The sequence below is a fragment of the Lysinibacillus sp. S1 genome (genome assembly GCF_044986265.1).
GTDB lineage: Bacteria > Bacillota > Bacilli > Bacillales_A > Planococcaceae > Lysinibacillus > Lysinibacillus capsici.
The window spans coordinates 2,364,379-2,377,346 of sequence record NZ_CP173154.1 but is presented as its reverse complement, the minus strand read 5'-3'; the positions used below and the strand labels follow the sequence as shown (position 1 = coordinate 2,377,346).

At 34.8% G+C, this 12,968-nt stretch carries 12 protein-coding genes and 1 other RNA gene; 4 read left to right on the top strand and 9 right to left on the bottom strand.

What is annotated here, in order from left to right; translation table 11 throughout:
• Positions 1-11 precede the first annotated feature (11 nt).
• Positions 12-356 carry a bacillithiol system redox-active protein YtxJ gene (ytxJ, locus tag ACHZEU_RS11840; RefSeq protein ID WP_279493742.1) on the top strand — a complete coding sequence of 115 codons (345 nt, stop codon included), beginning with the start codon at positions 12-14 and terminating at the stop codon, positions 354-356.
• A gap of 22 nt (positions 357-378) precedes the next feature.
• On the opposite strand, the gene ACHZEU_RS11835 is transcribed toward ytxJ, so the two are convergent.
• The gene (locus ACHZEU_RS11835; protein WP_259949224.1) at positions 379-843 is read right to left on the bottom strand and encodes a hypothetical protein; all 465 of its coding nucleotides are present in this window, start codon (positions 841-843) and stop codon (positions 379-381) included.
• 178 nt (positions 844-1,021) lie between these two features.
• Positions 1,022-1,214, bottom strand: a non-coding RNA gene (gene ssrS / locus ACHZEU_RS11830) — 6S RNA.
• A 247-nt stretch (positions 1,215-1,461) separates the two neighbouring features.
• Here ssrS and ACHZEU_RS11825 point away from each other — a divergent pair.
• Positions 1,462-1,800 carry a zinc ribbon domain-containing protein YjdM gene (locus tag ACHZEU_RS11825; protein WP_048393229.1) on the top strand — a complete coding sequence of 113 codons (339 nt, stop codon included), beginning with the start codon at positions 1,462-1,464 and terminating at the stop codon, positions 1,798-1,800.
• A 52-nt stretch (positions 1,801-1,852) separates the two neighbouring features.
• On the opposite strand, the gene ACHZEU_RS11820 is transcribed toward ACHZEU_RS11825, so the two are convergent.
• Positions 1,853-2,365, bottom strand: a complete 513-nt coding sequence (locus tag ACHZEU_RS11820; protein WP_259949233.1) for a zf-HC2 domain-containing protein — start codon at positions 2,363-2,365, stop codon at positions 1,853-1,855.
• A gap of 103 nt (positions 2,366-2,468) precedes the next feature.
• On the bottom strand, positions 2,469-3,107 hold the full coding sequence (locus ACHZEU_RS11815) for a YfbR-like 5'-deoxynucleotidase (RefSeq protein WP_081010946.1): 639 nt from the start codon (positions 3,105-3,107) through the stop codon (positions 2,469-2,471).
• A 172-nt stretch (positions 3,108-3,279) separates the two neighbouring features.
• Here ACHZEU_RS11815 and ACHZEU_RS11810 point away from each other — a divergent pair, with 172 nt between their 5' ends.
• The gene (locus tag ACHZEU_RS11810) at positions 3,280-3,720 is read left to right on the top strand and encodes a hypothetical protein (RefSeq protein WP_112117181.1); all 441 of its coding nucleotides are present in this window, start codon (positions 3,280-3,282) and stop codon (positions 3,718-3,720) included.
• A gap of 417 nt (positions 3,721-4,137) precedes the next feature.
• On the opposite strand, the gene ACHZEU_RS11805 is transcribed toward ACHZEU_RS11810, so the two are convergent.
• The 5 genes from ACHZEU_RS11805 to ACHZEU_RS11785 all read right to left on the bottom strand — a co-directional run bounded on the left by ACHZEU_RS11805 (position 4,138) and on the right by ACHZEU_RS11785 (position 11,449).
• Entirely contained in the window at positions 4,138-5,979 is a 1,842-nt protein-coding gene (locus ACHZEU_RS11805) for an FtsX-like permease family protein (RefSeq protein WP_279493745.1), read from the bottom strand.
• Entirely contained in the window at positions 5,969-6,730 is a 762-nt protein-coding gene (locus tag ACHZEU_RS11800; protein WP_054549053.1) for an ABC transporter ATP-binding protein, read from the bottom strand. The genes ACHZEU_RS11805 and ACHZEU_RS11800 overlap by 11 nt, the downstream gene beginning before the upstream one ends.
• A gap of 103 nt (positions 6,731-6,833) precedes the next feature.
• The gene (locus ACHZEU_RS11795) at positions 6,834-7,820 is read right to left on the bottom strand and encodes a HAMP domain-containing sensor histidine kinase (RefSeq protein WP_054549054.1); all 987 of its coding nucleotides are present in this window, start codon (positions 7,818-7,820) and stop codon (positions 6,834-6,836) included.
• Positions 7,817-8,506 (bottom strand): response regulator transcription factor, encoded by a 690-nt coding sequence (locus ACHZEU_RS11790; RefSeq protein WP_259949243.1) that lies wholly within the window; start codon positions 8,504-8,506, stop codon positions 7,817-7,819. The genes ACHZEU_RS11795 and ACHZEU_RS11790 overlap by 4 nt, the downstream gene beginning before the upstream one ends.
• A 120-nt stretch (positions 8,507-8,626) precedes the next feature.
• Positions 8,627-11,449, bottom strand: a complete 2,823-nt coding sequence (locus ACHZEU_RS11785) for an ATP-binding protein (protein ID WP_404803445.1) — start codon at positions 11,447-11,449, stop codon at positions 8,627-8,629.
• 492 nt (positions 11,450-11,941) lie between these two features.
• On the opposite strand from ACHZEU_RS11785, the gene ACHZEU_RS11780 reads away from it, so the two are divergent.
• The gene (locus ACHZEU_RS11780) at positions 11,942-12,958 is read left to right on the top strand and encodes a GGDEF domain-containing protein (protein WP_279493747.1); all 1,017 of its coding nucleotides are present in this window, start codon (positions 11,942-11,944) and stop codon (positions 12,956-12,958) included.
• Positions 12,959-12,968: the final 10 nt, after the last annotated feature.

The window sequence follows — 12,968 nt, the reverse complement described above, 5'->3', positions numbered from 1 at the left end:
GGGGTTACTAAATGCAACGAATAAAGACATTAAACAAATGGTGCGAGGTTTTAGAGCAATCGAAGTTCAAACCTTGTATTGTGTTAAAAATTAGCATGACATGTATAAGTAGTATTTCAGCATTAAAGGAATATAAAGAATTACAAACGGAATTGCCTAAATATCTTGTCATTGTACAAATGGATCGGGTAATTTCAAATGCTATTGCCTGTGATCTTCAAGTGAAGCACGAATCTCCTCAACTAATAATCCTGCAGGGTGGGAAAGGAATTTGGCAAGCAACTCACTACAAAATAAAGCACTCTCTTTTAGAAAAAGCTATAGAACAATATGTAAAAAAAGATACTCCACAATAGGCTGTGGGGTATCTTTATGTGATTAATCTTCTAAAGCCTCATCTTCATGATAATTTGTAGCGCTAGACTCGATATCGACCTGTAGATAATTGGCCCAGTCTATTTTGTGAAAATCCTCTTCACTAAAATAAATATTCAAAACCTCGGTCATTGTTTTGTCCCCATCAGGTTCAGTGAGAGGAGCATACCAAGTAATAGCAGGTGTCTTCACATTTTTTAATTTGGACAAATCAGCGAAAATTTTAGTAGAATCCTTTAGCATCTGGCTTTTCGATCCTTCTGTTACATCTGTATCTTGAATGGAAATTGTGACAACACCGTCTTTCGATTCATCAACAGAGAATTCGTTTTTCACAATCGCGCCTACAATATCTTCAACATTCGTATTTTGATCGACTGCCACTTCCTTTGGTTCAGCGCTCTTTCCACAAGCTACTAACAGTAGTGAAATAAAAACCAATAGATAAATTATTTTCTTCAATGTCATAACCTCCCTTGTTACTCCATCTATGCGCAAAATGGGAGGGAATTATACAAAATACAAGAAGGTTGTCCTTACTTTTTATGAATGGTTAGGAAGTGATTGAATAAGGAGAAGAGGAGAATAGGTTGAATATAAAAAAGCACCTTAACCTAAATAGCTAAGGTGCTGTATCAATCATGTATAAAAAGCCGCGTATGCCGTAATTATTATAGAAAGTTTTAAACCACCACTCCTCAAAGTGGGTGTTCGCAGAAGTTTTCCTGCTTATCCTCATGCACCGTAGTGTGAGGCCCGTCATTCCAACTCCAATAATAAAACTCCCTTTTACAGCTTAAAGGTTAAAACTTAATATTATACGAACAATGCAGCCTTTATGGATATAATAAAGCATGATTGATAAACATGCAAGTAAGATGATAATGGCAAATTAGTCAATGGGCAAGTGTTCCAAATAGCGTTATAAACATCTTGTACTACCTTCAAAAAGGTGCTGATGTTTCATATTTTTTTCACAAATGCGAACGGAAAATACGAACAACCTTTGCTAAATAAGGTCGACTATGTAAAGATAGGAGCATAAAGAGGATTTTCCTAGTAAAAATATAAAAGGAGGAAGCAAAAATGGCAGCTTATCCAAATTGTCCAAAATGTCATTCAGAATATACATATGAGGATGGAGCAAATTATGTATGTCCAGAATGTGCGCATGAATGGAGTATGGACGCAACTGAACAGGAATCAGATGCACTTATTGTAAAAGATGCAAATGGTAATCTGTTAGCTGACGGCGATTCAGTTACTGTTATTAAGGATTTAAAGGTGAAGGGCAGTTCTTCCACTTTAAAAATTGGGACAAAGGTAAAAAGTATTCGTCTAGTGGAAGGCGATCATAATATCGACTGTAAAATTGATGGCTTTGGTGCCATGAAATTAAAATCAGAATTTGTGAAAAAGGCCTAACAAACAAAATGCACCTCAACTTTGGTAAAAAAGTTCAAAGGTGCTTTTTTGTTTATTGAAAAACCCTACGTAATAGAATGGCAAAAGCTGCGCCAATTAAAGCGAAAATGGTATGTAAAAGTGCGATGTAGCCAGCTCCAATCACAAGCGCCCCTATTTCAGTTAAAGAAAAGATTGTAATATAGAGCTCATTATTAAGATTATTAATGATAGCCCAAACGAATACAGGCAAAGAGCTTATGATAAAAACAATCCAGATGTTTTTATAGAAAAGGTAAGAAAGACAGCCGAAAAGAGCATATGAGATGACAAAGCCCTTTTGATTGCCAAGTAAGGACGAGTTAATGGCAAACATAAAGGATAATACAATAAATATGATATGAAAAAAGGATACTGTTCTTTTCATGGGTAAGTATGCGTTCTGAGTTGATGAATTGGCTACAAACTGCTGACATTGCTGACAAGTTGTTAGATGCTTTTCGACAAATTCTATTGTTGATGCTTGAAGCAGTTGTTTTTTATAAAGAGGTATTAAATCCTCTATAATTGAGCATTCCTGTGACAATACTTTCCCTCCATTCAATCTCTCCTCATTATACGACTTTTTGCGGAAAATAAAAAAAGCCTTCCGTGAATTTTTCAATCGGAAAACTTGTACATGCACCCTATTAGTTTGATGTTAATACTTCATTTGTTAATGCTTGAATATCGATATGTGTTTTTTCCTTTACTGCATCCTTTAAAATTTCTGTGCGGAAATAGTGGACGGTCGCTTCAAGTGGAATTGCCAACAGTTTTGAAAGGGCTGATTGATACATATAGACAAATTCTTTGTCAGTATTACCACGCTTTAATTCTGCGAAAGCCTCATAAAACTGGTCGAGTTTATCCGCAAATTCAAGTAGCCGACCCTCTAAAGTCTGATCCTTTCCTTCTTTCATCCGTTCAAAGAAAATAGCCTGAAATTCTTGAGGGATTTCATTGATAATGAATTTTTCCATCATCTTTTCTTCCACATGTGCGAGCATTTGCTTTAACTCTGGGCTAGCATGTTTTACTGGTGTCTTAATGTCACCAATAAACACTTCCGCAAAGTCATGATTGATTGTCTTTTCATATAAAGATTTCCAATCAACTGTTGCACCGTGCATTTCTTCTAACGTTGCGAAAAACATCGCATATTGTGACACTTTCCAAGAATGGGCTGCCACGTTGTGCTCTTCAAATTTGAAGCGACCTGGGCAACGAATAATACGCTCTAAATCATTAAGGCTTGTAAAAAATTGGTGAATACCTATAAAAATCACTCCTTTTTGTTCTATAAGTGCATGTTACTATAAACAATACCCTCTTTATACGTTTTTCAAACAATTTAACAATGATTCAGGCTGTGTTTACAAAGGATTCACAATTGCTGATAAAGTAAATTCAGCTTGAATGCTATAATGAAGGGGACTGATGAAAAGGGGAGTACACAGTATGTTTTCCATTTATACACTTCTTCTTTATATACATATTTTAAGTGCTATTCTTTCGATTGGGCCTTTGTTCGTTGTGCTAACCATTGTAAAAAAAATGCGCATAGCTTCCATGGATGACATGCCACCATATATAGAAGCCTTTAAGGGGTCCATTACGCTGGTCAAACATTCAGGGCATGTACTAGTAGCCTCTGGTATTTTGTTAATGTGGCATGCGGGCTATCATTGGAATACCTCGTGGATTGTATTAACCTTCCTCGTGATGTTTGCATCGATCGTATTTCTAGCAAGGGCGTTTAAACCGACGTTGCGTACTTTTAACACACCAGCATTTAATCATCTACAATTTGTTTCACTGTTGCATCGTAAAACCTGGATGTATATAGTATTATTGCTTATTATGCTATGGCTGATGGTAGCAAAGCCCGTTCTTTGGTAAAAAAGATAATGTCATCTGCAGAAACAGACCTTTTCACAAGGCTGAGGTTGATTTGCGTTCCGCCAGTGTCCTTTCCAGGGGGCGTCCGATGAGCCGCTTCACTCACTTACGTTCGCTCCAAGGTCTCATCTGCGACGCTAAATCCCCTAGGAGTGACGCTGGCTTCTATCCAATCAACCATTCTACAGAAGTGTTTTTCCCTTAGCGGCAGTAGCGATCAAATAGCCCATTATTTGAATTAGGGCTTTTATTTTCAATGGGGAGAAGTGATGAGTGACGACACTCCACACTAAAATGAGTAGTTAACACCTTCACTTTTTTTGAAAAACTTTGTTAAAAGCCTTTCATAAAGATTCTATTAATTGGTTTGTTTTTCAACACTATGAAAAAATCGCCCCCCTTAAGGAGTGCGATTTTTTAGCTTACTAAGCGTTTAAAATAACTTTTTCGAATTAATACATAGCTAATGAGGAAAAGCACAAAGAAACAACAAGAGCTAGCTATGGAAACTTGTAAAAATGCTGTAGAAACCATTGTTTGTATAGCCAAAAGTGTAATTAGCAAGAGTGTAATAGCTATGGTGAATGGTACAAAAATAAGAATCGCCAATTCTTTAGTGATAATGGTAGCTAATTCATTTCTAGAAAGTCCTAACTTACGTATACCAATATACTTTTCCTTCTCTTGTTGTAATGTTGTTTGTAAATAGAAGTACAATATACTCATGGCTGCACTTAAGAAAATTAGACTTAACATGGAGCCGATAAAGAACATGACACTTTTAACAAACATCTCTGTGTTATATAAATCAATTTTGGATGTTACATAACGTTCTCCAGGTAAAGAGGGTAAGTCACTGGTAATAATTTTTGCCAAATCTGTGTGGGCTGTCCAATCTTCCAGTTCATAGATATACGTTTTATAAACAGGGTAGTCAATGGTTTTGTAAATGTCATCAGGTACAATGAAATAACTTTGTTGGAAGCCAGTAGATAGCAGATTTTGCTCATGGGTGCTGGCTAGTTTTAAAGATTTTATATACAGATCGCTGGCATTGTTTGTTGTAGGCGCTACATCTCGACTGCCAGCGACGGCAATAAATTCATCTTTACTTAGTTTGTTGTCCTGATGCTGGATCAGGTTATAATCCGATAACGCCATATAGCCAATGCGTTGATCTTCCTTTGATTTAAATTCAATAAAATACTTGTGGGCTTGAACCGTTGATAAAGTATCTTCAAGATAATCAAGATCAGCCTTTACCATGTTGTCATCAGCTTTTGGATCAGCAATATATTGAAAGCTATATGGATAATTTTCTTCACTAGTCTTTTTTACATTGTAATAAGAGCTAAATAAAATACTTGTACATAGAAAGACACCGCTTAATAGGATAGTAATTAGAAACAGCATATTTGCATGTGATTTCATTTTTGCATTTAAATTGGACGCCAAAAGCATATTTGTTTTTTGAAGATAGGCAGGAGACTTTTCATATATTTTTAAAAACAAACGAAATCCTTGTGTAATAACTAAATAAATCGTACTAAGAATGCTAATAAAAAATAACAGATAATAAAGGACACTTAAAGTGTCTACAATGGAATGCTCGATTTTTAGCAAGTAAGCTAAAGTGGCAGACATCAAAATACTTAGTATTAATAACACATAATGAGGCTTAATAGATTTCTCGATAACTGTATCGCTTTTTAAAAGTTGGATAGACGCTTCTTTATTAATGAACCTCGTAACAACTGTCGATATTACAACAAATAAAATCAGAAATAATCCTATGGTTATGCTGATTGCTTGAAGAGGGATGTACATACCAAATGTTTCTGCCTTTAAAATGACTTTTGCACCCATTAAGAAAAGAGGTGTAATAACAAGGCCGAGAACGATAGCCGCCAGAATAGCTAAAATGCCAATCAACAGATTTTCACGGAAGCCCAGCTTACGAATCTGCTTCATGGAAGCCCCAGTAATCATAAATATTCCTAAGGTCTTGGTCTTCTTACGTAAAAATGCTGTGATTGAATAGGTAATGTAAATAAAAGAGAATAAATAAACGAGCATACTAGCTAGCATTAAAGAAATTCCAAGTGTAGAGTTTGGATCTAGGCTTTTCAGATTTGGATGAAAGACGATAACAGAAAATAGAAAGAAAATAATAATAGAAAACATACTACTCAAGAAGTAAGAAACATACGTCCATTTGTCACGTAAAATATTTTGAATCACAATATGATTAAAGCTCATGCTGTCCACCACCTAGAAAAGCAAGCGTGTCCATAATTTCCTGATAAAAATGCTTACGGTTGTTGCCTCGATGTATTTCGTTATATAATTTCCCATCTTTAATAAAAATAATGCGATTGGCAAAGCTTGCTACATAAGGATCATGTGTCACCATGAGAATAGCCGTATCAAGCTCTTGATTAATTGAGGAAAATAAGTTCATGACATCATTGACAGCCTTTGAATCCAAGTTTCCAGTAGGCTCGTCTGCTAACAATAAACTTGGCCCATGTATAACGGCACGAGCGATAGCTACTCGTTGTTTTTGTCCACCTGAAATTTCATAAATACGTTTCGACAATAGTTCCTCGATACCAAGAAATTGAGCGACATCCTTTAAACGTTGAAGCATTTTTGAAGCAGGTATGCTATCTAATGTTAATGGCAATAAAATATTTTCTTTCACTGTTAATGTATGCACAAGATTAAAATCCTGAAATACAAAACCTAGTTCAGAGCGTCTAAATTTGGCGAGCTCCTCATCATTTAATGCGTAAGGATTATGATTGTTTATGAAGATATCGCCAGCGGTAGGACGATCAATAGTGGATACACTATTTAAAAATGTTGTTTTCCCACTACCTGAAGGTCCCATGACAGCTACAAATTCCTGTTGCTGTAGCTGAAAATCGATACCGTTTAACGCTTTATAGGTGATCTCACCGATGTATTCCTTGTGCAAATTGGTTACTTGTAGTATTGTGTTACCCAAATTAAAACAACTCCTTTATGCTCATTAGATAACTTTAGTATAGAAAAGGAGCGGCACATAACCTATTTCTCTTGATGACGTGAAGATGACAACTTTGTCATCTTCATTTTTTAAGACTATTTGAAAAATTAATGGAAAAAGTAGTGACATGCTCAGAAGATTGTAAAGTGAAGGGGTGCTCTAGTGTAGTTAAAATCTTTTTCACTAAATATAAGCCTATACCTGTTGCTTCACCACTCGTTCGCCCCTTCATACCTGTATAAAATAAATCAAAGACTCGTGCTATTTCACTAGTAGGGATCGTCTCACCAAGATTTTTTATGTGCAAAGCCGTGTTGTCATAATGGATATGAATGGTGCTTGCCATTTCACTATATTTAATGGCGTTATTTAATACTTGATAAAGTACAATTTTTAACCACTTTCGATCTGAATAAATGATTTGGTCTTCAGCGAACGTCAGCTTTGGAAAAACTTCTCTTATGATAAAGAAATCCTTCAAATCATTGATGACTTCTTGCACGAGTCCTTTTAAAATAATAGGTTCAATTTTTAAATCAGCTACTAAATGAGATGTGCGCTCATACGTTAATAACTGATTGAGGGTAAATGTCAATTTATTGCACTCTTTATTGATGGTATACCATTGCTGCAATTCGTCAGTGGTCTTGTTGGGTGTAGCTTGAACGATTAATTGAATAACAGATAAAGGTGTCTTCATTTGATGTGCAAAATGTGATAGAACTAGTTGCTTCTCATGTGCTTGTTCTTCCAATCTTTGCTGTTGGGTTAAAAATAAATACTGTATTTGCCTTAGTTTTTCACTATAGTATTGCTCAATAGCTGCACGTGGTTCAAATAAATGAAGATCATCCTGTGTGTTGATATTTTTTTGTAAATGATGATAAAACTTTCTTCTTCGATAATAACGACCAAGCAGCCACAGAATAAATAGAAAGCTGACAAGAAAAATAAAGTAGGCATAGTGTGAGGATAGGTCATCTAATACATGAATTATCCAAGGTAATAGGAGGAAGCTTATGCTATAGAGAATAATGATACTAAGATGATCTCGAAAGAATAGCTTCATTCACTTTCCTCCACTAATTGATATCCAAGACCACGGATCGTTTTAATCTCAAGTTTAGAGTGTACGGCTTCCAATTTTCTACGTAATCGACCAATATTCACAGACAAAGTATTTTCCTCAACAAAGGTTTCATCATCCCAAATAGCACTTAAAAGCTTTTGACGCGGCACTACATTAGGGTAAGCTTCGAATAATAACTTACTAAGCTGCATTTCTTTTAGCGTTAACAGGCTCTCTTTGGCTTTTGTTTGAAGACGAACTGTATCTGGATTTAATGTAGTATTGGCTATAGTTATGGTTGTTGTCTCGGTAAAAGCATATTCACCATAGGTACGCCGAAGTAGTCCATTTACTTTTGCCATGAGGACATCCAATGAAAAGGGCTTTGTGATAAAATCATCGGCACCATTTTCAATTCCATATACTTGATCAATATCATTTACTCTGGCAGAGACAATGATGATGGGACATGTTGAGAGTTGACGGATTTTCCGTGACCAAAAATAGCCATCGTAAGTCGGGAGATTGATATCCATAATGACCAGGTGTGGTTGTATAGTATTAAATTCTTCAATAATGTGTGGAAATTGTTGTACAGTAAAACATTCAAACTGATACTTAGCTAAGTGCTCGACAATCAGTGAAGCTATATTTGCATCGTCTTCTATTATGTATATTTTGTACATACCTATCGATCCTTCCTTTATTCTATATGTATACTGTACCCTCATTTCGAAAAATCTATATGTAATTGGAAACTTGAGAAAAGAGTCACTACAAAAATGGCGTTGTAATGACTCCGATTTTTAATCTTTAGGTATATGGAAAGTAACATTTGTACCTTGGTTTATAGTACTTTGAATTTGTAATTGTTGGCCATAAATTCTTTTAAGTCGTAGATTTGTATTTCTTATTCCTATACCAGAGCTTGTCCCTTTGTAATCTTCTTGCAATTCCTCTAATAGAGTGGGGCTAATTCCCACACCATCATCTATTACGCTAATGGATACATAAGTTGTGAAATCTTTAATACGAATACAAACAGTACCGCCTTCTTCTTTCTTTAATATACCGTGTCGAATGGCATTTTCAACTAACGTTTGTAAAGAAATTGGAGGAATTTCAATTTGTATCGTTTCATCAATATCCCATTCAATCTGAATTAATTCACCAAATCGCTGCTGTTTAATGTAAAGATACGAACGAACTAAATCGAGCTCATGCTGTAGTGGTACTACTCTTTGAAGATTTCTGACATCGAAGCTGGCATGTAAATATTCACCAAAGTGATGCATTAAATCGATCATTCTATCTGTATCAATAGTACTAAGTGAGGCAATGGTATTAAGTGTATTAAATAAGAAGTGTGGTTGGATTTGAGATTGCAGCCAAGCACTTTCTAAATGTAGACGTTGTTGAATACTATATTTTAAATCAATTAAAGCTCGACTTCTTACTTTTAGCTCTAATGCATTAATAGGTTTTGTTACATAATCATTAGCACCATAGGCAAAGCCTGTATAAACATCTTCAGGGTGCTTTCTTATCGTCAATAATAAGATAGGTAATTCCAGCAATGAGTATTGTTTTCGTATTTTTTGAATTACAGCATAGCCTGAAATATACGGAAGCATTGCATCAACAATTACTAAATCCCATGATTCTTGCTGAATCAGAGCTAGAGCTTTCTCACTGGTTGTAACAGTAGTAATTTCGTATTCAGAGATCGAAAATATACTTTTCATCGTTGCTAAATTCATAGGGTCATCATCAATCATTAAGATCCTGAAATGCTTATCTGACACCATGGATAACTCTTGTTCATTTGTGGATAGCTGAGTTTTAGCTTGTGCATTAAAGGTTGCGTATTCCTTTTGTCTACTTTCATCTGCAAGAGGTAATGTAAAATAAACATTCGAACCTTTGTTAGGAATAGATTGTATATTTAACGTACCTCCATGTAATTCAATCAGTTTTTTTGAAATAAGTAGGCCAATACCAATGCCTTCATCATATTCTTGGCCCTGTTCATAGGGCGAATACAAAAGACTTTGTACAAAATTGTCCATGCCTTGTCCAGTATCACGAATGTGGATAATAGCCATATGCTGTTCTTCACGAGCAATAATTTCTATAGAGCCTTCACCTGTATACTTTAGGGCATTATGCAAAATGTTAAATAGGATTTGAATAAGGCGATTTTCGTCGGCTAATACATTTGGGAAACTTGGAGGTACTAAAGATACCATATGTATTTGTTTACCATTTGCAATAAAGCGGAGGATATCGAAAACTCCATAAACAGCACCTTGAAGATTTACACTTTGTGTATGGAGATGTAAATCTCCTTCTTTTAAACGAGTAAAATCCAGTATGTTGTTTAACGTAAAGGACATACTTCTACCTATATCGATAAGGTGTTTAAGATTTTTTTCATCTTCAGTAACAAGTTTGTTATGTGGGTTGTCATAAATGGATTGACCTAGGGTAATCATCCTATTCATTGGACTCCAAAGTTTTTCTGCATTACTTGTAAGGAATTCATCTTTTAAAGCATCCTCGTGTTGTAGTTTAGTCACTAAGTTTTGAATTTGCTGAGAGTTCTCATGAAAACGTTTGAACCAATAGCTAGAAAAACCAAGCATGATAAATAAATAATCGAATGGATAAACGGGAATATCGAATACGTAAACAGATTTAATGAAACCCCATATAATACCATTTGTGGTGCCGATAGCTGTTAGTGCAATAAAAGCAGAGCTCCTTTTTTGGTTTTCTAAATACTCTCTAAGAGCCAGTACCACTACGTAAAGAAAGGATACTAGATAAAGTACGAAGAAAATATTCTTCGTAGGTATCAGCCATGTCATTGGTAAAACAATCGTGAGTATTGCATTTAAAACATAACAAGCAAAAATCCATTGAAATGTTTTAGTGTTGTGATATTTGACTAAGAGGACTCTCATAAACTGAACAAAGAAAAAGGAGGCTCCTAGAAAAATAATAGAAGAAAGCTTATAGGACCATACATAATTCAGATGCAACCAATCCAGTAGGGAGCGATCAAACGTAATTAATTCATCTGCTAAAGGCAAAAGAAAACCAAATGTGAAAAGTAAAACGATAGATTTTCGATAGATGAACAAATATACAAGTATGCTAAAAAGAGAGAATATGATTAGCATAACTACAATAGTTGAAAGAGATAGCCCTACAATTAATTGATGATGCGTCATCGCTGACGCAGTGCCAAATAAAATCCTTTTATTAATAATAGGACTTGTAGGTGTATCAAAATTAGATACATGAAGTATGAGATTAATTTCAGATTGTGTATTAGTAAAATAAACAGTATAAGGTGAAGCTTGACCTTCATGGTCTTCTGCATTATCTGCTACTTTGCCTGATTTTCCTACTAGCTTTCCATTTATATATAAGGTTGATGCAGTTGAGATAGCAGGTATACGAATGGCATATCGATCATTATCTAAATTGTTTGGTAGCAGAATTTTTAACTGATAAGTGCCATAGGGTTGAGTCGTTCGCTCATCTTTTGACGCAGGAATATTTTGGGTATTATACGTATTGCTATGACTCTCTTTGTTACCTCCCTTATTTTCAGAATTCACAAATTGTCCAGGATAATAAATCCATCCTCCATCCAAGGAAATAACTTCTTCTTCCGATGTAGTCAAATTGTTTATGTGGACCACACCATCTTTGGCACTAGGTTGATGTGTAGAGGGGAGGAAATAGTTTAACCATAATAACCTTAGAAAAGTAAGGACTATAAAAATGGCAATTATAATAAGTAGATGTTGGGTAGAAGCTTTTCTCAACACAGCAATTTTTCCCTCCTAATAATCTCTATCTACCATGCCACGAAATTGGAAAAAAGAAAATATAATGGATAATAAAAGAATGCTTTAAGCCTATATAAATAGAACAATTTGGAGTTAGTAGTACTATCGATTTTTTCCTTTTAAATTGAAGGAGGAAAAAATCATTAGTGTTTAAGTTTTCTTTAAGAGGTTTGACGTATGATGATTGAATAAGTATATCAAAATTTAAACATAGATAAGATTAACGAAAAAACATCTCAATGGGAGAAATGATCTATTGTGGGTAAATTCAAGTTAAAGTTATCGTTTCTTATTATTAGTATGACAACTATTGTTGTCCTCATGACATCTAGTATTAGTATTTGGATTAGCTATCGTAATTTCAATGAAATTTTGAAGGAACATAAAACAAATATACAAGAAACTTATGTAATGGAAGTCTCGACAATTACGGAAAGCTATTTACAAGATGCTAAGACAGATGACCATTCATTAAAGCTGTATACGCAACAAATGGTTGATACTTTACTTGATGAAAGAATAGTGTCCTTCAATTTGTTTTTTAAAAAAGTCCTAGGGCCAATCATAATAGTTATAGCGACTATAATGGGATTTGCTATTTGGTTTGCTATTAAAATTACACAGCCTCTCAAAGAGCTATCGAAAAGAATTGAAGTAGATGAAGGAGCACAAGGGATTGAGGAAATTGCTGATTGGTATAATGAGGTAAATTTATTGAAAAAGAATATTCAAAATATGATGATCTGTTCGGAAAGTAAAATCCATGACTTAACAGAGCAGTTGAACTTAGATTCATTAACAGGGATTCTTAATCGCAGAAGAATGGATCAAATTTTACACAAATTAATTATTGATAAGGTTCCTCATGCCATTATCTTAATAGATCTAGATGATTTTAAAAGTATAAATGATACATATGGTCATACTGTAGGAGATGAAGTTTTAAAAGCCTTTGCGATTACTATGCAGAGCAGTGTCGGGGAACAGGGGTTATGCTTTAGATTTGGCGGCGAAGAATTTATGGTCATCTTACCTTCGATGAATATAGAGGATGCAGTCCAATTAGCGGAAAGTCTCCGAATTAAACAAGCTTTACAAGAAACTGTGTGTGGAAGACCTGTGACAATGTCTGCTGGAATTACGGCTTTTACACCAAATGTCCAAAGTCCCAATCAACTGATAGAAATTGCAGATCATGCTTTGTATAAGGCTAAAAAATCTGGAAGAAACTGTTTGTGTGTTGTAAGTAATATGAGACAAATGATTGTTAAATAATTAAACTATA